Annotated in this window: 18 protein-coding genes and 1 other RNA gene; 6 read left to right on the top strand and 13 right to left on the bottom strand. The window is 55.8% G+C overall.

The window, feature by feature from the left end:
* Nucleotides 1–8: 8 nt before the first annotated feature.
* Genes diaA through M8370_RS06815 form a run of 3 tightly spaced genes read right to left on the bottom strand, consistent with a single transcriptional unit; the run spans nt 9 to nt 3,133 of the window.
* Complete coding sequence (gene diaA / locus M8370_RS06825; RefSeq protein ID WP_003861754.1) at nt 9–599, bottom strand: DnaA initiator-associating protein DiaA; 591 nt, start codon at nt 597–599, stop codon at nt 9–11.
* Between the two features lie 21 nt (nt 600–620).
* Nucleotides 621–1,016: a YraN family protein gene (locus tag M8370_RS06820; protein ID WP_038983599.1), complete on the bottom strand. Its 396-nt coding sequence runs from the start codon at nt 1,014–1,016 to the stop codon at nt 621–623.
* Nucleotides 974–3,133, bottom strand: a complete 2,160-nt coding sequence (locus tag M8370_RS06815) for a penicillin-binding protein activator (protein WP_250020698.1) — start codon at nt 3,131–3,133, stop codon at nt 974–976. Before M8370_RS06815 ends, M8370_RS06820 begins: the two co-directional genes overlap by 43 nt.
* A 62-nt stretch (nt 3,134–3,195) precedes the next feature.
* Here M8370_RS06815 and rsmI point away from each other — a divergent pair, with 62 nt between their 5' ends.
* Nucleotides 3,196–4,059, top strand: coding sequence for a 16S rRNA (cytidine(1402)-2'-O)-methyltransferase (gene rsmI, locus M8370_RS06810; protein ID WP_250020697.1), 864 nt, complete (start codon nt 3,196–3,198; stop codon nt 4,057–4,059).
* A gap of 5 nt (nt 4,060–4,064) precedes the next feature.
* The gene (locus tag M8370_RS06805; RefSeq protein WP_250020696.1) at nt 4,065–5,045 is read left to right on the top strand and encodes a Fic family protein; all 981 of its coding nucleotides are present in this window, start codon (nt 4,065–4,067) and stop codon (nt 5,043–5,045) included.
* 20 nt (nt 5,046–5,065) lie between these two features.
* On the opposite strand, the gene M8370_RS06800 is transcribed toward M8370_RS06805, so the two are convergent.
* The 9 genes from M8370_RS06800 to kbaZ form a co-directional block, all read right to left on the bottom strand.
* Nucleotides 5,066–6,955: an alpha-galactosidase gene (locus tag M8370_RS06800; protein ID WP_250020706.1), complete on the bottom strand. Its 1,890-nt coding sequence runs from the start codon at nt 6,953–6,955 to the stop codon at nt 5,066–5,068.
* A 20-nt stretch (nt 6,956–6,975) separates the two neighbouring features.
* Nucleotides 6,976–7,848, bottom strand: a complete 873-nt coding sequence (kbaY, locus tag M8370_RS06795; protein ID WP_250020695.1) for a tagatose-bisphosphate aldolase subunit KbaY — start codon at nt 7,846–7,848, stop codon at nt 6,976–6,978.
* 12 nt (nt 7,849–7,860) lie between these two features.
* Nucleotides 7,861–9,009, bottom strand: coding sequence for an SIS domain-containing protein (locus tag M8370_RS06790; RefSeq protein WP_023621075.1), 1,149 nt, complete (start codon nt 9,007–9,009; stop codon nt 7,861–7,863).
* A 246-nt stretch (nt 9,010–9,255) separates the two neighbouring features.
* A complete protein-coding gene (nagA, locus tag M8370_RS06785; RefSeq protein ID WP_250020694.1) occupies nt 9,256–10,389 on the bottom strand; it encodes an N-acetylglucosamine-6-phosphate deacetylase in 1,134 nt (377 codons plus the stop codon).
* Nucleotides 10,386–10,820, bottom strand: coding sequence for a PTS galactosamine/N-acetylgalactosamine transporter subunit IIA (agaF, locus tag M8370_RS06780; protein ID WP_029883376.1), 435 nt, complete (start codon nt 10,818–10,820; stop codon nt 10,386–10,388). Before agaF ends, nagA begins: the two co-directional genes overlap by 4 nt.
* Nucleotides 10,821–10,836: 16 nt before the next feature.
* Nucleotides 10,837–11,715, bottom strand: coding sequence for a PTS N-acetylgalactosamine transporter subunit IID (gene agaE / locus M8370_RS06775; RefSeq protein ID WP_013098890.1), 879 nt, complete (start codon nt 11,713–11,715; stop codon nt 10,837–10,839).
* The gene (gene agaW, locus M8370_RS06770; RefSeq protein WP_250020693.1) at nt 11,705–12,484 is read right to left on the bottom strand and encodes a PTS N-acetylgalactosamine transporter subunit IIC; all 780 of its coding nucleotides are present in this window, start codon (nt 12,482–12,484) and stop codon (nt 11,705–11,707) included. The genes agaE and agaW overlap by 11 nt, the downstream gene beginning before the upstream one ends.
* Before the next feature lie 10 nt (nt 12,485–12,494).
* Nucleotides 12,495–12,968: a PTS N-acetylgalactosamine transporter subunit IIB gene (gene agaV, locus M8370_RS06765; RefSeq protein WP_013098888.1), complete on the bottom strand. Its 474-nt coding sequence runs from the start codon at nt 12,966–12,968 to the stop codon at nt 12,495–12,497.
* Nucleotides 12,969–12,987: 19 nt separating this feature from the next.
* Complete coding sequence (gene kbaZ, locus M8370_RS06760) at nt 12,988–14,295, bottom strand: tagatose-bisphosphate aldolase subunit KbaZ (RefSeq protein WP_250020705.1); 1,308 nt, start codon at nt 14,293–14,295, stop codon at nt 12,988–12,990.
* A 239-nt stretch (nt 14,296–14,534) separates the two neighbouring features.
* Between kbaZ and M8370_RS06755 the strand changes: the two genes are divergently transcribed.
* Nucleotides 14,535–15,344, top strand: a complete 810-nt coding sequence (locus M8370_RS06755; protein WP_013098886.1) for a DeoR family transcriptional regulator — start codon at nt 14,535–14,537, stop codon at nt 15,342–15,344.
* A gap of 98 nt (nt 15,345–15,442) precedes the next feature.
* On the opposite strand, the gene garD is transcribed toward M8370_RS06755, so the two are convergent.
* Nucleotides 15,443–17,014, bottom strand: a complete 1,572-nt coding sequence (garD, locus tag M8370_RS06750; RefSeq protein WP_250020692.1) for a galactarate dehydratase — start codon at nt 17,012–17,014, stop codon at nt 15,443–15,445.
* A gap of 352 nt (nt 17,015–17,366) precedes the next feature.
* On the opposite strand from garD, the gene garL reads away from it, so the two are divergent.
* From garL to rnpB, 3 genes are all read left to right on the top strand, one after another.
* Nucleotides 17,367–18,137, top strand: coding sequence for a 2-dehydro-3-deoxyglucarate aldolase (gene garL / locus M8370_RS06745; RefSeq protein WP_013098883.1), 771 nt, complete (start codon nt 17,367–17,369; stop codon nt 18,135–18,137).
* A 21-nt stretch (nt 18,138–18,158) separates the two neighbouring features.
* The gene (gene garR, locus M8370_RS06740; protein ID WP_013098882.1) at nt 18,159–19,049 is read left to right on the top strand and encodes a 2-hydroxy-3-oxopropionate reductase; all 891 of its coding nucleotides are present in this window, start codon (nt 18,159–18,161) and stop codon (nt 19,047–19,049) included.
* Nucleotides 19,050–19,108: 59 nt separating this feature from the next.
* Nucleotides 19,109–19,487: RNase P RNA component class A (gene rnpB, locus M8370_RS06735), an RNA gene on the top strand.
* Nucleotides 19,488–19,532: the final 45 nt, after the last annotated feature.

Genomic DNA, 19,532 nt, shown 5'->3' with positions numbered 1-19,532 from the left:
AGAACTCCTTAATCATCCTGGTGAGGGAAAAGCGTGTTATCGATCAAATCACATAAGCAGTTCACCGTGAGCATATGCATCTCCTGAATGCGTGCGCTACGGTGAGACGGAATGCGGATTTCCACATCCTGCGGCCCCAGCAGGCCCGCCAGCTCGCCCCCGTCATAGCCGGTTAAGGCAACGATAGTCATATCGCGGGTAACGGCGGCTTCGACGGCTTTGACAATGTCACGGCTATTGCCGCGCGTGGAGATGGCCAGCAGCACATCGCCCGCATGGCCCAGGGCACGCACCTGCTTAGCGTAAATCTCGTCATGCAGACGATCGTTAGCAATCGCTGTTAAGACCACATTATCGGTATTAAGTGCAATGGCAGGTAAACTGGGGCGTTCTGTTTCAAAACGATTGATCATACTGGCAGCAAAATGCTGTGCGTTGGCAGCGGACGTGCCATTGCCACAACAGAGGATTTTGTTGCCATTGAGCAGGGACTGCACCAGCGTCATGGCGGCGCGAGAGATTGCGTCAGGGAGGGCTTCTGCCGCGGCAATCTGAGTCTGAATGCTTTCTGTGAAGCACACTTTAATTCTTTCGAGCACGTTATCCCTTTTAAATCTTAATTATGCGTCTTCGCCAAAAGCGTTTTTCAGCCATTCGATCTCGTTTCCGGTGAAGGCTAACACATCGAACCGGCAATCCACAGTATCAAAACTCCCATTATGGCGGGCAAGCCACAAGTGGGCAGTCTGTAATAATTTATGTTGTTTGGCGGGCGTCACGCTGGCGGCAGCACCGCCAAAACGGGAAGACTGTCGGTAGCGTACTTCCACAAACACAATGATCTGACCCTCTTTCATGATCAGATCGATTTCGCCGCCACGTCCGCGAACGTTAGCGGCGATAAAGCGCAGTCCTTTGCCCTCAAGCCAGCGACGCGCTTTTAATTCCCAGGCGTCGCCGGTCTCTTTACGGCTTAACTGGCCGGGACGATTTGTCCCTGCTGGTATTTGAGCCATGATAACTTCCTGTTAATCACGCAATCCTGAGTGGCCGTCAGATCGCCGGTATTGCCGTTTAGCTCAAAGCCCGGCACCTGACGCATTTGGGTAAAGTGGTTCGCCAGCGTCCAGGCATCGACGCCCATCGCGTACAGACGCGCCAGTGAGTAGTCGTTACGGACTGCGCTCAGCGCCTGCTGCATCAGGGCCGGATTGCTGCCCGCCAGCATCGGAATTTCGCTGTATTGCAGGCCGTCCATCTCCAGGCGGAAATCCGGGCCTGCGGTGCCTTGTGCGCTGCGAGAGCTGGCGTAGAGCGTGGCGCCGCTCTGGCTGCCGTTACGCATGGCGATCATCGGCTTGATGAAGGCAATCTCTTGTGGCGTAGCGACGATATAGGCCGCATCCACTTTACCGCCACCGCTAATCTGCGCGTCGGTAGGTGGGGCAGGGATGGTCAGACCGCCAATCGTCACGCTCTGCTGCTGTGGCAGGCTTGCACTCACCGGGCTGCCGTTAAGCGCAATACCCGCGCCGCCGTTAACGCCCGCGCGCAGTTCAGAGACGGAGCCGAATTTCTGCTGCAGCACGATGCCGCCGCCCAGCTTCTGCCACTCTTCGGCAAAGGCGTTGGCGACGCGATCGCCCAGCGTACTGCGAGGGATCAGCAGCAGCGGAGACTGTTTCCCCTGCTCGTGAATATGACGCGCCGCATCGCGGGCTTCATCTTCCGGAGAGAGGGCGAAATAGCAGATATTGGCGCGGTTCTGAACCTGTTCAGGCTGGTTGAGCGCCAGCACGTTCAGCGCAGTGTTGCTCTTCATCAACTCTTCGACGTTGTTTTTCAGCAGCGGACCCACAACGATGCTGGCACCGTCCTGTTGCACCTGCGCCAGAACCTGATCGAGCGGTTGAGAACTGGTGTCGTAGATTTTCAGCTCAGCGCCCGGGTTAGCGCTGGTGGTGGCTGCGGCCTGTGGCTGGGGAGCAGGCTGAGCGGCAGGTTGTGCTGCGGGCTCAGTGGTCTGCGGTTGAGGTTGCTCCGCTGTTGCAGGCTCCGTCGCCGGTGCGGATTGTGTCTCTACCGGAGTCGCAGTCGCGGGTGCTGCGGCCGCTGGTGTGGTCGGTGCCGTCACCGGGTTCTGCATCGTCCCCTGCGGCGGCGTTTGTGCTGTGGTCAGGTCGCTGGTTTCCGCGGCGGAAGGGCTGACAACGTCGTTCACGTTTGCCGCCTGAGCTGCCTGCGCCGGAACTGCACTGCCGGTCACTGGCGTGGTACCGTTCTTCGCCGCTTCAAAACCTTGTTGAATGGTGCGGCCAAATACCGCCGCCTGGCCGTTCAACGGCAGAAGCAGGGCGATTTTGCTGGTGGAGGCAGGCTTAAAGTTCTGCACGTTCACCAGCTGTGTCGGCAGCATTTTCGCGCCCGGGTTTTGTGGGTAGCGCGTTTGCCAGTCGGTAATACCGGCTTTCAGCATGTTTGGATCGCTGCGGTTGTTAAACCACATCTGTTGCAGATCCAGCCACCCCTGCAACACGTTTTCATCAGCATTGATGACCAGCGCTTGCGCCTGTTCCTGGGTCATTGAGGCGAGCGCCTGCCAGGTGGCATCAATATTTTTCTGCTTGTCCGCACCGCCGAGCAGCGGCTCCTGGGCGATCAGCGCCCGCAGCAGCGTCAGGGAAGGACGTCCCTGCTCAGCGGTGATACCCGCCTGCCAGAAACGGGCCTGCTGATTTTTATCCAGTGCGCTTACGTCGATGTCGCCAAGGATCTTTTTCGCGGCGGCATAATCTTTCAGCGCGACTTTCAGCTCGGCAGAGAGCAGGCTCTGCTCAAGACGCTGGGCATCGTTAAGCTCGTGCGGAAGCTGGTTGAACAGTTCGGCGGCCTGCTGGGTTTTGCCCTCTTTCAGCAGTGCACGAATGGCGAGTAATTGCCAGTTGATCCTGGTATCATTTGAGCTTTGCGACATTTGTTGCAGATAAAAGCCAGAATCAGCCTGAGCGGATCCCTGCAGATGGGCCGTGCTCTGGTCAGGTGCCTGGGTGCCACAGCCTGCAAAGATCAGGGCTGCCAGCAGAAGCGGCACGCTGCGCGTGGCTTTTTTTCGAAGAAACGTTAACGGTACCATACTGTATCCAGTGATTTTTTTTACGCAATGCTCAATATTAAATCGGCAATACGGACGAAACAATGAAACAACACGAAACGGCAGAGAATTCTCAAGGCCAGCTTTATATTGTACCTACTCCTATCGGGAATTTGTCTGATATTACCCAACGTGCGCTGACCGTATTGCAAGCTGTTGATTTAATTGCCGCTGAAGATACCCGGCATACCGGTTTATTGCTGCAACACTTTGCGATTAACGCTCGTCTCTTCGCCCTGCACGATCATAATGAGCAGCAAAAAGCAGAAACGCTGGTGGCGAAGCTCAAAGAGGGGCAGAACATTGCGCTCGTCTCTGACGCCGGTACGCCGCTGATTAACGATCCGGGCTACCATCTGGTGCGTACCTGCCGTGAAGCCGGGATCCGGGTGGTCCCACTGCCGGGGCCGTGTGCTGCGATTGCTGCGTTGAGCGCAGCGGGCCTGCCGTCCGATCGTTTCTGCTATGAAGGTTTCCTGCCCGCCAAATCCAAAGGCCGCCGTGACGTGTTAAAAGAGCTGGAAGCTGAACCGCGTACGCTGATTTTCTACGAATCCACGCATCGCCTGCTGGAAAGCCTGGAAGATATGGTGACCGTCTGGGGTGAGAGCCGCTACGTGGTGCTGGCGCGCGAGCTGACCAAAACCTGGGAAACCATTCACGGCGCGCCGGTCGGCGAACTGCTGGCGTGGGTAAAAGAGGACGAAAACCGTCGCAAGGGTGAGATGGTGCTGATTGTCGAAGGGCATAAAGCGGAGGAGGACGCACTGCCTTCCGATGCGCTGCGTACTCTGGCACTGCTACAGGCTGAATTGCCGCTTAAGAAAGCGGCGGCACTGGCGGCAGAAATCCACGGCGTGAAGAAGAATGCGCTCTATAAATATGCGCTGGAGCAGCAGGGGGAGTAAGTGATATGAGCCGCTACCAGCCTCCTTTCACGATCACACCATCGATACTCAATCAGGTTGTTGAGATTGGTGAGCTATTAGGGCACTGGGCGGCGCATTCAGGAAGAACCTCTCCGTTACTGCGTAAAGAGAACCGAATCCGCACCATCCAGGCTTCTCTGGCCATTGAACATAACTCTCTGACGACCGGACAAGTAACGGCAATCATGGAGGGTAAACGCGTGCTCGCACCTGAAAAAGATATTCAGGAAGTGCGTAACGCGATTCTGGCTTATGAGAAATTGCCTGAATGGAAGCCCTGGACGCTCAAAGACTTACTCAGTGCACACCGGTTATTAATGCTTGGTCTGGTTGATAACCCTGGCAAGCTCAGAATGGGGGACGTTGGCGTATATCGCGGGAATCAGTTGGTCCATATGGCTCCACCCGCTTCCCAAATTAACCGGCTTATTGCTGATCTGCTTGCTTGGTTAAAACAAACCGAACTCCATCCACTGATTACCAGCTCAGTCTTCCATTACGAATTTGAATTCATCCATCCATTTTCTGATGGGAATGGTCGTATGGGGCGGCTGTGGCAAACGTTGATTCTGAGTCAGTGGCGCTCTGAGCTTGCCTGGCTGCCAGTTGAGACACTGATTCATTTTCAGCAGGATCGCTATTATCAGATTTTGGGAGAGTGTGACCGGACGAGTGATTGCACCGCATTTATAGAGTTTATGCTTCAGAATATGGCTGAAGCGTTGCGGGAGGGCATAGGGGCACCGTCGGTTATGTCGGAAAAAATGTCGGAAGAGATGTCGGAAAAGGAAACGACTATTCTTGAGCTTCTTACCGTTCAACCGCAAATGTCCGCAGCGATGTTAGCATCCATGCTAGGTGTCACTTCCCGCACTGTGGAACGCTATCTCAGCGCCTTGCAAACAAAAGGGAAACTAAAGCGCCTGGGAGCCAGGAAAGGAGGAAGCTGGCAGGTCATGCCTTAACCTGCTCAGCCGATCGCGTTTTATTTTTCTGGCATCGCCTCAAACACCAGCGTTTCCAGCGGTTTGAGGGTAATCACCACCGCGTTTTTATACTCTGCCGGTATCGTGGCGTTACTGCCATAGACCGCTTTCAGGCTAAACGGCGTCGCATCTCCGGTCGGGATTTCGAAATCTTTCGTCAAATCCAGATAATAGCTTTGCGGCTTATCCGACGGGTTTCGTAATCCAAAAATGGCTTTGTCTTTATTCCACGACGCCCAGCCGTAGATCTCAAGCGCCGTTGGGTCTCCGCCAATCCAGTGGGTATCCACCAGCACACTGGCGTTATCCCGGGACCATTTGGCAGCCTGCGCCAGGGTATCCCACTTCGCCTTGTTGAGCATTGAAGGGGTGATATACAGCTCCTGCAACTGGGTGCCGGTGGCGAAGTAGCTCCAGACCTGGTCAGCAAAATCGCTGTCCGTTTGCACCTTCTCCAGACCGTAATACGCATTCTCCGCGCTGACGATCCCGTGATACATCAGGGAGTTCAGCGGGAATAGCGGACCTTTACGCACAATAGAGCGATACGTCTCCGCATCGCGATAGGTCATCCACTGCTGCACCGGTGTGCCGGGGCCGTACAGGTTGATGTCGTCTCCCTGACGCCAGATGGAATCGGCGTAGAACAGCCAGGATGGGCTGGCATTGGTACCGGTCGTCAGGTTAATAAACAGATTCGGATTGGCGCTGCGCATGTTATGCAGCAGTGCAATAGAGGCGTCAAAATCCGAGGCGAACGGGCTGCCCTTAATATGCGAATTGGCATTACCCATCCCGTCGAGCTTGAACGAGGTAATGTGCTCGTTTTTGATAAGCTTAACGATCTGCTCATTAAAATTTTTAAAATAATTCGGGCCTGACAGCGCCAGCTTCCCGTCTACCGTTTCGAAACCGTACTCTTTTGCATGCGAGACGCGCGTATCGCGCGGTTTGTTATATCCGCCCCATGGTGAGAGCCACAGGCCAACAAAGCTGTGCAGGCTGTCTGCTTTCTCCCGTACCTTGCCAAAACCTTTGCTGAAAGCCGGGCCGAACAGCCATCGCCCGGTAAGGTCATCCCAGCCATCGTCAAGCAGGAAAGCATCCAGCGCGACACCCCGCCCGGCAATAAACTCCTTGTTCCATTCGTCCATCCGCCCCAGCACATCCTGCTCGGAGTAAGGTGTAAAGAAGCCGATATCCATCCAGCTGTTGTAGTGTAAGTAAGGTTTATACGGACGCGGACGCACGGCATCGATAAACTGGTTTACGCTACGGCGCAGTTGGCTGGTCTCCGGGAAGGTACCGAAGTAGGTGGTGTAGCTGACCGGTGTTGCCGGCTGAATGGGGGTTTTCAGCTCCACATTGAGGTTAGTCGTCGCTTCATAGGCGTACGTGTTAACGATGGGTTTATCCGGCAGGATAAAGAACGAGTCTGCGATAATCGGCGAGCTGTTAATTGCCCCATCTACGTAAGGTGCCTGAGCCTGCTTTTTGGTCGGGAAGAAGGTGATTTTCGCCACATCCCGTGGCTGCCCGACGGCGGCGATGGTGTAGTCGATGCTGGCGTATTTGCCCTTCACCAGGTTCAACTTCACCGTCACGTTAAAGTCAGGATGGGTGAAGTCGACGACAATTCCACTGTCCTGTTTTTCGACATGTTTGACCTTAAAATCCGCCGTGTGAATTTTAGTCTCGTCCGGCAGCGTCAGAAAGAACAGCTCCTGCGGCGTCAGCGGATGATTAGCCCTGGTGTCCTTCACCACGACCGTCGAGTTCGCGTCATCAAATGACAGGGCAATGTTGTCGTTATTAAGGGTGTAATTCGCTGCTATCGCGCTATGGGAAACACACAGGGCAAGCATGGATAGGGTGAGGATTTTTTTCATCAGGGTAAGATCCTTTTTCATCAGGCTTCTGCCGGAAGCAGCAAGCGGTTTGCCGAGCCACACATGGTAATTTTGCTCCTGACCACCTCTTTCATGGCATCCATTCCGACCCGCATATAAAAACGCGGATCGTTACCCTGTGGGTTTTCAGCAAACCAGGCTTTCACTGCGTCAGAGAAGGCGATTTTCAGCTCGGTCGCCACATTGACTTTGCACACACCCAGCGCGATGGTGCGACGTACATCCTCATCCGGCACATCGCTCGCGCCATGCAGCACCAGCGGCACGGTGACCACTTCGCGGATCTCGGCCAGGCGCTGGATGTCAATTTTAGGGCGTTTGGTATACAGGCCATGTGCGGTGCCGATGGCGACGGCGAGGCTATCCACGCCGGTCAGTTCGACAAAGCGTTTCGCTTCCTGCGGGTCGGTGAGAAATGCACTCTCCGCGTCGACGCTCATGTCATCTTCCACGCCGCCCAGACGGCCCAGCTCAGCCTCGACGCTACAGTCGTTGAGGTGGCAGAAATCGACTACCGATTTCACCAGCTTTACGTTTTGTTCAAACGGATAGTGGCCGCCGTCGATCATCGCGCTACGCACTCCAGCGTTAACCTTGCGACGAATATCGTCGAGGGATTCGTGATGATCGAGATGCAGCGCCAGCGGCATGTCGTAAGTTAATGAATATGCGCTGCACAGGGCGTAGATCTCTTCCAGGGCAATGTGTTTGAACGTGCCCGGTGTGCCTGCGAGGATCACTGGCGATCGCATCTCGCTACACACTTCGAGGATCGCCTGGATCGTCTCTGCGTTGTGGATGTTAAACGCCGGTACGGCGTAGCCTTTTGCCTGTGCGTCCTGCAGAAGATATTTCGTTGAAATAATGCTCATGATGCGATCCTCTTAAGCCTGCCACGGGTGAATAACAACGCCCTGTACCACGCGGTTGACCGTGCCGCTGGCGGATGGCGTATCGGGTGTATTGCCCACGCTGAGGGACTGGGACAGCGCAAAGACCTGGGCGTACATCAGGAAGCAGAACGCCTGTTCCATATCAATAAACGGGCGTGAAGGCGGCAGCAGGATGTGCGGGCCCGCTTCAATCACCGGATTGTTTTCAGCGGCGATGGCGACAACGCGCAGGGCCTGGCGATCGCGACGCAATTCGGCCAGAAGATCCAGATCGTACTGACGCGTATATGGATGGCTGGAGATAAACACCACCACCAGCGTTTCGTTATCTACCAGCGACTTAGGCCCGTGACGGAACCCCGTTGGGGAATCGTAGAATGCCGCCAGCTTGCCCGCGGTCAGTTCCAGTACCTTCAGCGCCGATTCGCGCGCCGCCCCCTGCAGGCCACCGCTTCCCAGGTAGACGATCCGTTTCCAGGGCTCGTTACCAAATACGCCATGGCGGAAATCACCAAGTGAGGTGAGGATCGCCTGACAGCGATCGGCCACGTCGCGGAAGGTGTTGCTGTTGATCGTCTCTGGCGCGAATACGGCCAGGCAGCTTGCCATCATGGTGGTGATACTGCTGGTCATCGCGAAACCGCGATCGTGCGTTTCGGCAGGCATCAGCAGGGCACAGGCGTTATCACTGTCGATAGCGCTCTGATACAGGTTTCCCGCCTCGTTACAGGTGATCGACAGGTGGTAGCACTCCGGCACGAACTGATTGGCCAGCTCAACGGCGGCGACGCTCTCAGGGCTGTTACCGGAACGGGCAAATGAGATCAGCAGCAGCGGATGTGCAGGGCTGAAGTAATCCATCGGGTTTGTGACCAGATCGGTTGTCGGAACGGCGCAGATGTTTTTCCCGGTGTGGCTCGCAAGCCATGGCGCAATGATATCGCCTATAAACGCGGACGTGCCCGCGCCGGTCAGTACGATCCGCAGATCGTGCTTACGCAGCAGTGGCGTCAGGAAACTGTCAATCGAGGAGCGCAAATTATCGATGTTGTGGAGCGAGCGGATCCAGCTGGCAGGCTGCTGGCGGATCTCTTCTTCGGTCCAGGTGCCGGTTGTGGCGGTGGGAGTGATCTGTGGCATAACTCAGTCCTTAGTCGTGTGAATTCCACATCAGACGCTGGCAAATGTGTCGCTATCTTTCGTTTCGTTTCACTTTTTCACTTAAGCAGTTAAATAAAATCTATAGAAAAGAAATCGAAAGTTCAATGAAAGAAAAGAAATAAAACGAAAAGTGTGATCGCGAAAGGAAAGGATAATATTAAGGAAAGGAAAAGAAAGGCCTTACGGTTTGGCGCCGTAAAGCCAAAAGGAGACACAATAAAAGGGCTAAAGGGGGAGAGCCTGGCCCTGAATCCAGATCTGCTGAAGGTGTAAACCGTCATCCAGCGCAATAATATTGGCGCGTTTCCCTGGCGCTAAGGAGCCAAGCTGATGATCAATGCCCAGCAGGCGGGCAGGATGCAGCGAAGCCATATGAATAGCCTCTTCTGCTGTCACACCCGCATGTTCCACCATATGCCTGACGGCGGCATCCAGCGACAGCGTGCTTCCCGCCAGCCCGCCGGAGGCGGTTTTCACTACGCCGTGGTGCATTGTGACCTCTTCGCCACAGAGCATATACCGCCCGTCCGGCATACCTGCCGCCTGCATGGCATCGGTAATCAGCACCACGCGGTCCTTCGCACAGCAGCTGCATATACGCATGGCGCCCGGATGAACATGATGACCGTCGGCAATAAGCTCCAGCCACGCCCGTTTGTCCGTCAGCCCGGCACCGACCATACCCGGCGCTCTGTGATGCAGCCCCGTCATACCGTTAAAGCAGTGCACCAGTCCGTCTGCACCGGCGTCAAAGGCGGCGAGGGTTTGCTCGTACGTGGCGCCACTGTGGCCCAGCATCACACGGATACCCCGCTGCTTCAGGTGGCGAATGGCCTGTAGCGCGCCGGGCTTTTCCGGTGCCAGTGCCACCACCTTCAGCGTGTTTTGCGATACCGCAATCAACGCGTCCAGCTCGGCGATATCCAGTTCACGAAACAGTGCAGGCGGATGCGCCCCTTTGTTCTGCGGCGTAAAGTACGGGCCCTCCAGATAGCTGCCCAGAATCTGCGCGCCAGGGCCGCCTGACTGACAGCGTCGGGCGATCCGCGTGAGTGCGCCGTGAATCGCCTCCAGCGGCGCGGTGACGGTCGTGGGCAAAAATGCCCCGACGCCTTCACGTGCTTTATGAAGAGCCAAAACGTCCAGCGCATCGGGGGCGTCATCCATCACATCCACACCCATGCCACCATGAACGTGAATATCGATGTACGCCGGACAAAGCTGCCCGGCATCGCGAGCGTTAACCCCCGCAAGGACAGGTTCAATCGCCGTGATAACGCCGTTCTCGATACGAAGCTGGTGGTCATCCAGCCAGCCCTGTTCGGTCAGTACCCGCCGCGCGCGCAGTAGCTGACTCATATCCCTTCCTCAGCGGGCGCTTCCTCGCGACAGCGGCCAAGCTCATCTACCAGGCTCGTCAGACCGCGGTGACCACACTCCAGCGCCTGCCGACGAAACGCTTCGCTGCTCAGACCCTCACGTTCGAGCACCATCTCCAGCAGCAATTGCAGGTTGGTGCCGGTGATCACTTCGCTGCCCGGTCTTTTCATAGCGAGCGTAGAAGCAACGCGAAACGGCGTCCCGCCCAGCAGATCGGTAAGGAACACAATATCGTGCCGGGCATCGAGCTCGCTCACCGCCTGCTCAAGCTCCGCGGTCAGCCGCGCGGTGGTGGAGGTTTCCGGAAAATCGATGGCGATAAACTGCGGCTGCTCGCCGAGGATTTGCTTCATAGCCTGCTCAAGCCCGCTGGCAAATCCACCGTGACCCGTCAAAATAATGCCTAACATCGCAACCTCTTTGTTTTTACAGGAAGTGACAGAATTTACCGACAACTCCCAGCACCACGGTGATACCAATCAGCCGCAGCGGGCTCCAGCCACGACGCACTAACCAGAACATGGTCAGGGTGTAGACCAGCGGCAGAAACGCAGGCATTAGCTTATCGATAACGTCAGCCTGCAGTTTAACGACCGCATCCCCGGCTTTGATTTCGAGTGTGGTATTGAGACGAACATAGGTTGCCACCAGCGCACCGATTACCGTCATCCCGACGATGGAAGCCGCATGGCCGACCTTTTTAGTATTGGCTTTGATCAACGGAATGGCTGCGACGCCCATCCGGTAAGCGTAATGCGCCAGGCCAAAACGCAGGCCGAGATGCACCACGTTAAACAGCACGATAAACACCACCGCACCCAGAATCGAACCTTGCAGCGCCAGGCTGGCACCAATACCGCCGCAGATAGGCAACAGGGTCAGCCAGAACATGGCGTCACCAATGCCGCCAAGCGGGGCACCGACGGCAATTTTGGTGCTCTGAATACTGTTTACATCCTGTTTGGAGCGTTCCATCGCCAGAATAATGCCAATAACAAAGGTCACCAGGAACGGGTGGGTATTAAAGAACCCCATGTGACCTTTCATGGCGCGTGCCAGATCGCGCTTGTTGGTATGGATCTTTTTCAACGCAGGCAGTAACCCATAAAGCCAGCCGGAGGCCTGCATACGTTCATAGTTGAATGAGGCCTGCAGCAGCATAGAACGCCAGGCGACGCGGTTGATGTCCTTTTTGGTCAGTTCGGCACCGATGCTCTGGTCTTCGTAGACGTTTTCATTGACGCCGGTCAGCAGCGTCTCTTCGCTTTCAGACACGCCCGGTAATGTTGTGTGATTAGATGCCATCTTCGAATTCCTCTTTCTGGGCTGCAGGTGCTACCGGTTCAGGTGATTTGCGCATCAGGTCTATCAAAGCCATGACCAGCGCGGCAGCGGCAATCGCCAGAACCGGAAGCTTGAGCCAGGCCGCGGCGACAAAACCGATAATGAAGTAGGGGATGTAGACGTTTTTCATCATGATTTTGAGCAGCACGGCAAAGCCAATGGCAGGCATGATGCCGCCCGCGACGCCAAGGCCATCAATCAGGCGCTCCGGCAGCACATCAATGGCGGTTTTCGCGTGCTCCGCACCAAAGTAAATGGGCAGAAATGCGCACAAGAAATAGAAGAGGCCAAGTGCCAGCAGAGCCAGATAGTTAACCCGTTCAATGCCGTTGGTATCTGCATTAGCCGCCATGCGATCGCAGCGGGACATCACGCCGGACATTACCGAGAAGAGGAAGGTAATTCCCATCTGTACCGCGACGGCAAACGGCACGGCGACCCCGACGGCGACATCCGGTTTCACGCCTGTGGTGATGGCAAACGTGGTCCCGACGATGGTGCCGATAATGACGTTTGGCGGCTGTGCGCCCGCGAGCGGTGCCAGACCCATCCAGACCAGCTCTAACGTCCCGCCGGTTAAAATCCCGGTGTGCAGATCGCCAAGGATCAGGCCAACCAGCGGCCCGAGTACGACCGGACGGTGCATGTGTGTTAAGCCATTAAACATATCCAGACCCGCGATAAAGGCGAGAAGCCCCAGCGCGAAAGCCTGCAACAGACTGATTTCCATTGTGAATCCCTCAAAGCAGTTTAAAGAGATCCAAAGCAGTCTCTGTTGGAACGCCCTGAACGAAGCATTCCACCCCGGCCGCTTTCAGGCCGTTGAAGGCGGCGATATCGTCCGCGTCTACAGATACCGTTTTGGCAATTTGTTGTTTGCCACTGGCGTAGTGCATGTTTCCTACGTTGATACGGGTGATGGGCACGCCCCCCTCAACCAGCTTCAGAAAATCAGCGGGAGATTTACAGACCAGCAGAATTTTCTGGCGGTCAGCGGCGCGATGAATGTTGTCGATCACTTTTTGCAATGACCAGAAACGCACGGCGATCCCCTCCGCGAGCACCATTTCCATCAGGTTCTGTTGAACCGGATCCTCTGCCACCTCGTCATTCGCGACCAGTACCAGGTTCGCCCCCGCGAACCCCACCCATTGCACGCCCACCTGACCGTGGATCAGACGTTCATCAATTCGGCATAAGACAATGTTTGGCATAGCTTTTTCCTCTTTTTAATTATGCATGCTGAGTCGTTACGCCTTCGCAGGCGGCGTGGTACTGCTGAAGTATGTCCTGAATGTGGTTGATGATGAGTTCTCGCGGCGTTGACTTGAGAGCCCCCTCGCGAACTTTGCTGTACTGCAACGGCAAATACTGGCTAATCAGCGGCAACGGTAGCGGTTCGTCCGCCAGGTTACGCACCAAACGTTCAAAGGCATCGTCAATCTGGCTGTCCGGCCAGTAGTAGCGTACGCGGTCAGAGTAGCTGTAGCCACGCGCCAGGCGGCGTGCGTTGCTGTCGCCATGGTAGTGGCTTTGCCAGTATTCCGGCCGATCGAGCATCACGTTTTCCAGCACGTGACGCAGGCCCGAGCTGGCTTTCGCTGGCAGCAGCTCTTCTTCTATGGCAGCCAGCGCAAAGAGTGCCTCACGCAGAGCGAAGGTAAGGGCCGGGCCGACTTTTAAAATGGCGAAGTGATCCTTTACCAGCTGGCGAAGCGCCTGTGGCGTCTGGTAGTCGGTAGAGTGCGCTTCAAAAACCAGCGTATCGTAGTCTTCAACCATGGTGCTCAGGGCATGGGCTTTTTGCGGCTGGTAGTCACAGACGTGCGCATGGTCGAACTCCACGCCAGGCTGAACCACCAGGCCAATAATGCGTGGCCAGATGTCACCTAACCCTTCCTTTTCGAACGCATGACGATGCGCCTCAAGCGTCGCGCGAGCCGCGTCCGGCGTGGTGACTTCAAGCTCGGTAAGCGTTTCGTGTGCGCCACCCGGCACAGGGACTTCAGTGCCAATGACATAGACGAGATCGGATTCACCAGACTGTTCACGGCAGGTCTGTTCGGCGACTTTCGCCAGACGTACCGCGCGTTCGGCGACGATCGCGTCGGTCAAAGGAACCGGATCATCCTCGCAGGACATACTGCAGTCGAGGTGGATCTTTTTGAACCCGGCTGCGACATAGCTTTTGATAAGATGGTCAGCATTGGCCATCGCTTGCTGCGCGGGCAGGTGTTGCCAGCGGTTTGGCCCTAAGTGGTCGCCGCCGAGGATCAGCTGTGACGCGGGGAAGCCAAGAGAGTCCGCCAGTTTGCGGACGAACCCGTAAAAGTCGGCGGGCGTCATGCCGGTGTAACCGCCAAACTGATCGACCTGGTTTGAGGTGGCTTCAATCAGCAGCGGCGTTTGTTGCGAATGGGCGTAACGAATTGCAGCTTCAAGTACTAATGGATGTGCGGAACAGACGGCATAAATCCCGTTTGTATTCCCCCGTTTATGTTGTTCCACCATATCAGTCAGATGTTTCACTTTCCTCTCCATTTCGGATGGTGATGGCATTCATCTTTCGTTTTGTTTCATTTGATACTGCATTATGGTGGTATAAAAATAAAACGAAAGATAATAGTTTTCCGATCTGTTTCACAAAAGAAACGCAATGAAAGGTTTCAGCGTCGGGAAGGGGGGGGTAAGAACGGTAGATGGGGCTTGCATTCCCCTAAAAGAAAGGCCTTAATAGGCAAAACGAAATGAAACGAAAGTTTATTTATAAAGGATCGCGTATGAGCAGCACTGATTCCTCCGCGGAAAAGCGCATCACCGGCACCAGTGAAAGGCGAGAGCAGATCATTCAGCGGTTGCGGGCGCAGGGAAGCGTACAGGTTAACGATCTTTCCCATTTATACGGCGTGTCGACGGTAACGATCCGCAACGATCTGGCTTTTCTAGAGAAGCAAGGTATCGCCGTTCGTGCCTATGGCGGCGCGTTGATTTGCGAAGGCAATGTGCCGGGCGTTGAACCCTCCGTTGAAGATAAAAGCTCGCTGAATACTGCCGTGAAGCGCAGCATCGCGAAAGTTGCCGCAGAACTGGTAAAGCCAGGGCATCGCATCATTCTGGATTCGGGTACCACAACGTTTGAAATTGCCCGAATGCTGCGCCAGCACACGGATGTGATTGCCATGACCAATGGCATGAACGTCGCGAACGCTTTGCTGGAAGCGGAAGGAGTGGAACTGCTGATGACAGGCGGGCATCTGCGCCGTCAGTCGCAATCCTTCTATGGCGACCAGGCGGAGCAGTCATTGCAGAATTATCACTTCGATCTTTTGTTCCTGGGCGTTGACGCCATCGATCTTGATCGCGGTGTGAGCACGCACAACGAAGACGAGGCGCGCCTCAACCGCCGGATGTGCGAAGTGGCAGAGCGTATTATTGTCGTGACCGACTCCAGCAAATTTAACCGCTCGAGCCTGCATAAAATCATTGATACACAACGGATTGATATGATTATTGTCGACGAAGGCATTCCGGCGGAGAGCCTGGATGGGTTGCGTAAAAGCGGGATCGATGTGGTGTTGGTGAAAGGGTAGTTTCTCCCCTCACCCTAACCCTCTCCCCACAGGGGAGAGGGGACTGCTCGGTGCGGTTTTTACCCTCTCCACTGTGGAGAGGGCAGGGTGAGGGGCTATCACGTCACCGGTGCCGGGTTAAACACCGCCAGCTGATTGTGCAGCCCCCACTGGTCCGAGAAGGTTTTCTTCCTGCCGCTCGCCACATCCAGAATAAAGTGGAACAGCTTCCAGCCTACCTCTTCTATGCTCTCTTCCCCGGTGGCGATGGTGCCTGCGTTAATGTCCATTAAGTCATACCAGCGGTTAGCCAGCTCAGTGCGGGTCGCCATTTTAATAACAGGCACCGCCATCAGGCCGTACGGCGTACCGCGTCCGGTGGTAAAGACCTGCACCGTAATACCGGAAGCCACCTGCTGGGTGCCGCAAACAAAGTCACTGGCCGGGGTTGCCGCGTAGATCAGGCCGCGTTTCGTTGGACGCTGGCCCGGCGAGAGGACTTCTACAATGGCACTTTGACCGGATTTGGCGATAGAGCCGAGCGCTTTTTCCACCACGTTCGCCAGGCCCCCTTTTTTGTTCCCCGGGGACGGGTTGGCGCTGCGGTCGGTTTTTCCCATATCGAGGTAATTATCGTACCAGGCCATCTCTTCGAGCAGGCGTTTGCCCACCTCTTCGTTGATGGCGCGTGGCGTGAGCAGATGAATGGCATCTCGCACTTCTGTCACTTCAGAGAACATCACCGTGGCCCCGCAGCGAACAAACAGGTCGGAGGCATAACCCACCGCCGGGTTGGCGGTCACGCCGGAAAACGCATCGCTGCCGCCACATTGTGTACCAATCACCAGCTCGGAAGCCGGGCAGGTCTCACGTTGACGCGTATTGAGTTTAGCCAGATGACGCTCTGCAACCTCAAGGATATCGTCAACCATCGAACGGAAACCAACGTGGCGTTCGTCCTGCAGACGTACAATGCTGGCCTCGTCGGCCGGAATGGCTTTTACATCCTCGGTGCCCTGCAGCAGGCGCTCAGGCTGTAGTTTTTCACAACCCAGGCCTATCACCATCACTTCGCCACCAAAGTTCGGGTTCAGAGCGATATTGTGGATAGTTCGGATTGGCACCACGGCCGCAGGGGCATTGATCGCCACGCCGCAGCCGTAAAGGTGATTCAGCCCCACCACGCCATCAACGTTCGGGTACTTTGGCAGCAGATCGCGCTCAATGAGTTTCACCACGTAATCCACCACGCCTGCCACACAGTGAACGCTGGTGGTAATGCCGAGCAGATTCTTGGTTCCAACGCTGCCGTCTGCGTTGCGATAGCCTTCAAAGGTGTACCCTTCCAGCGGTGGCAGCGGCTCCGGGACGCGGGTCGCCAGCGGCAGGGTGTTCAACGGTGGGGCTTCTGGCAGCTCAACCAGAGACTCATCAATCCAGCTGCCTTGCGGAATGGCACGGACGGCATAGCCAATGACTTCACCATAACGCACGATTTCACCCTGGGCCGGGATATCCACCAGCGCCACTTTATGCCCCTGCGGAATATGTTCAATCAGCTCCAGACCATCCGGGAAGCGGGTTCCGGCTTTTAAGCCATTGTCGTTCACAATAATTGCCACATTATCCGTGTCGTGAACTTTTATATAGAACGCCGTCGGCAACGCTTGTCGAATTTCAATGTCGGCCATTGTTCAATATTCTCCAGCAAAGAATCTGATAATAAATACAGCCAATTTTCTTATGGCAAAAATAAAAACGCAGCTTGCGAAAATAGAGCATGTCAGGAGACAGAGCGTGAGAATGTGATCGCGATCGCTCCCGAACCAGTAATGGCTGATTCTGTGCATCAGCGCCCAGTGGTTTGTGCATATGCTCAAAATATTATTGAAAAAGAGCGTAACACTTGAGCATTAAAACAATGTGCTGCCGGGAAGTGGCCATTATACTGAATGACGATTTTATCACGCGGAAATAGAGAATAAATATAACGCTGGTAATAAATATACTGACCAGGGCTGCGGAATTAAAAAGGTAAATACGATGAATAACGCTATCTTCCCAAATAAATTTAAAGCGGCGCTTGCGGCGCACCAGATTCAAATTGGATGCTGGTCCGCACTGGCAAACCCAATCAGTACCGAAGTGCTGGGTCTGGCGGGGTTCGACTGGCTGGTGCTTGATGGCGAGCATGCGCCGAACGATATCAGCACCTTTATTCCGCAGCTGATGGCGCTCAAAGGCAGCCAGAGCGCGCCGGTGGTCCGCGTCCCCACGAACGAGCCGGTGATCATCAAGCGCCTGCTGGATATCGGCTTCTATAACTTCCTGATCCCGTTTGTTGAAACGCAGGAGGAGGCGGCACAGGCCGTGGCGTCAACACGCTATCCGCCAGAAGGGATCCGCGGCGTCTCCGTTTCGCATCGCGCCAACATGTTTGGCACCGTACCGGACTACTTTGCGCAGTCCAACAGCAACATCACCATTCTGGTACAGATTGAGAGTCAGCAGGGTGTCGATAACGTGGATGCCATCGCCGCCACCGAGGGCGTGGACGGCATTTTCGTCGGCCCAAGCGATCTGGCGGCCGCGTTTGGGCACCTGGGCAATGCGGGTCACCCGGATGTGCAGCGCGCCATTCAGCACATCTTTGCCCGCGCCAAAGCGCACGGCAAACCGTGTGGCATTCTGGCGCCGGTTGAAGCAGACGCACGCCGCTATCTGGAGTGGGGCGCGACCTTCGTTGCCGTCGGCAGCGACCTCGGCGTATTCCGTTCTGCGACGCAGAAATTAGCGGACGCTTTTAAAAAATAACCATCTTGAGGAAAACAGATTATGACGCTGAAAGTGGGTTTTATTGGCCTCGGCATTATGGGCAAACCAATGAGTAAAAACCTCATCAAAGCAGGATACTCCCTGGTGGTTTCAGACCATAATTCGCAGGCCGTGGCCGAAGTGATGGCGGCTGGCGCAGAAACCGCCACCACAGCCAAAGCCATTGCAGAGCAGTGCGATGTCATTATCACCATGCTGCCAAACTCTCCACATGTTAAAGAGGTCGCGCTGGGTGAGAACGGCATTATCGACGGCGCGAAGCCGGGCCTGGTGTTGATCGACATGAGCTCCATCGCACCGCTGGCCAGCCGGGAAATCAGCGAGGCGCTGAAAGCGAAAGGCGTCGAGATGCTCGATGCCCCGGTGAGCGGCGGTGAACCGAAAGCCATCGACGGCACGTTGTCGGTCATGGTCGGCGGCGATAAGGCGATTTTCGACAAATACTACGATCTGATGAAAGCGATGGCCGGTTCCGTGGTGCACACCGGGGAGATTGGCGCGGGTAACGTAACCAAGCTGGCAAACCAGGTGATTGTGGCGCTGAATATTGCCGCCATGTCGGAGGCGCTCACTCTGGCCACCAAAGCGGGCGTCAACCCGGATCTGGTTTACCAGGCGATCCGCGGTGGGCTGGCGGGTAGCACGGTGCTGGACGCTAAAGCGCCGATGGTGATGGATCGTAACTTCAAACCCGGTTTCCGTATCGACCTGCACATTAAAGATCTGGCTAACGCGCTGGACACTTCACACGGCGTAGGGGCCCAACTGCCGCTGACCGCCGCCGTCATGGAGATGATGCAGGCGCTACGTGCCGATGGCCTGGGCACCGCTGACCACAGTGCCATTGCGTGCTACTACGAAAAACTGGCGAAGGTGGAAGTCTCCCGTTAATTTCTGCTTCCCTACAACCAAGGGTGACAGCGGCGTGCAAACCCACTATACTGCGCGCCGAAGCTGACCAGACAGTCGCCGCTTCGTCGTCGTCCACCTTCGGGTGGAGACGGGCGGAGGGGAGGAAAGTCCGGGCTCCATAGGGCAGGGTGCCAGGTAACGCCTGGGGGGGAAACCCACGACCAGTGCAACAGAGAGCAAACCGCCGATGGCCCACGCAAGTGGGATCAGGTAAGGGTGAAAGGGTGCGGTAAGAGCGCACCGCGCGGCTGGTAACAGTCCGTGGCACGGTAAACTCCACCCGGAGCAAGGCCAAATAGGGGTTCACATGGTACGGCCCGTACTGAACCCGGGTAGGCTGCTTGAGCCAGTGAGCGATTGCTGGCCTAGATGAATGACTGTCCACGACAGAACCCGGCTTATCGGTCAGCTTCAACTTCTTAGAAAACCCCGCTTCGGCGGGGTTTTTGCTATCTGCGCTAA

This window comes from Enterobacter cloacae complex sp. OE43NF, from assembly GCF_023544405.1.
In the GTDB taxonomy this organism is placed as follows: domain Bacteria; phylum Pseudomonadota; class Gammaproteobacteria; order Enterobacterales; family Enterobacteriaceae; genus Enterobacter; species Enterobacter cloacae.
Note: the sequence above shows the minus strand (reverse complement) of the source record. Positions and strands in the feature narration are given on the sequence as shown.

Excerpts from the sequence above, each read along its gene's own strand:
- agaE (WP_013098890.1), bottom strand. The coding sequence starts at position 11,715 with ATGGCATCTAATCACACAACATTACCGGGCGTGTCTGAAAGCGAAGAG.
- M8370_RS06800 (WP_250020706.1), bottom strand. The coding sequence starts at position 6,955 with ATGAAAAAAATCCTCACCCTATCCATGCTTGCCCTGTGTGTTTCCCAT.
- M8370_RS06755 (WP_013098886.1), top strand. The coding sequence starts at position 14,535 with ATGAGCAGCACTGATTCCTCCGCGGAAAAGCGCATCACCGGCACCAGT.
- agaW (WP_250020693.1), bottom strand. The coding sequence starts at position 12,484 with ATGGAAATCAGTCTGTTGCAGGCTTTCGCGCTGGGGCTTCTCGCCTTT.
- M8370_RS06790 (WP_023621075.1), bottom strand. The coding sequence starts at position 9,009 with ATGCCACAGATCACTCCCACCGCCACAACCGGCACCTGGACCGAAGAA.
- M8370_RS06815 (WP_250020698.1), bottom strand. The coding sequence starts at position 3,133 with ATGGTACCGTTAACGTTTCTTCGAAAAAAAGCCACGCGCAGCGTGCCG.
- M8370_RS06805 (WP_250020696.1), top strand. The coding sequence starts at position 4,065 with ATGAGCCGCTACCAGCCTCCTTTCACGATCACACCATCGATACTCAAT.
- garL (WP_013098883.1), top strand. The coding sequence starts at position 17,367 with ATGAATAACGCTATCTTCCCAAATAAATTTAAAGCGGCGCTTGCGGCG.
- kbaZ (WP_250020705.1), bottom strand. The coding sequence starts at position 14,295 with ATGGAGAGGAAAGTGAAACATCTGACTGATATGGTGGAACAACATAAA.
- kbaY (WP_250020695.1), bottom strand. The coding sequence starts at position 7,848 with ATGAGCATTATTTCAACGAAATATCTTCTGCAGGACGCACAGGCAAAA.
- rsmI (WP_250020697.1), top strand. The coding sequence starts at position 3,196 with ATGAAACAACACGAAACGGCAGAGAATTCTCAAGGCCAGCTTTATATT.
- agaV (WP_013098888.1), bottom strand. The coding sequence starts at position 12,968 with ATGCCAAACATTGTCTTATGCCGAATTGATGAACGTCTGATCCACGGT.
- agaF (WP_029883376.1), bottom strand. The coding sequence starts at position 10,820 with ATGTTAGGCATTATTTTGACGGGTCACGGTGGATTTGCCAGCGGGCTT.
- garR (WP_013098882.1), top strand. The coding sequence starts at position 18,159 with ATGACGCTGAAAGTGGGTTTTATTGGCCTCGGCATTATGGGCAAACCA.
- nagA (WP_250020694.1), bottom strand. The coding sequence starts at position 10,389 with ATGAGTCAGCTACTGCGCGCGCGGCGGGTACTGACCGAACAGGGCTGG.
- M8370_RS06820 (WP_038983599.1), bottom strand. The coding sequence starts at position 1,016 with ATGGCTCAAATACCAGCAGGGACAAATCGTCCCGGCCAGTTAAGCCGT.
- garD (WP_250020692.1), bottom strand. The coding sequence starts at position 17,014 with ATGGCCGACATTGAAATTCGACAAGCGTTGCCGACGGCGTTCTATATA.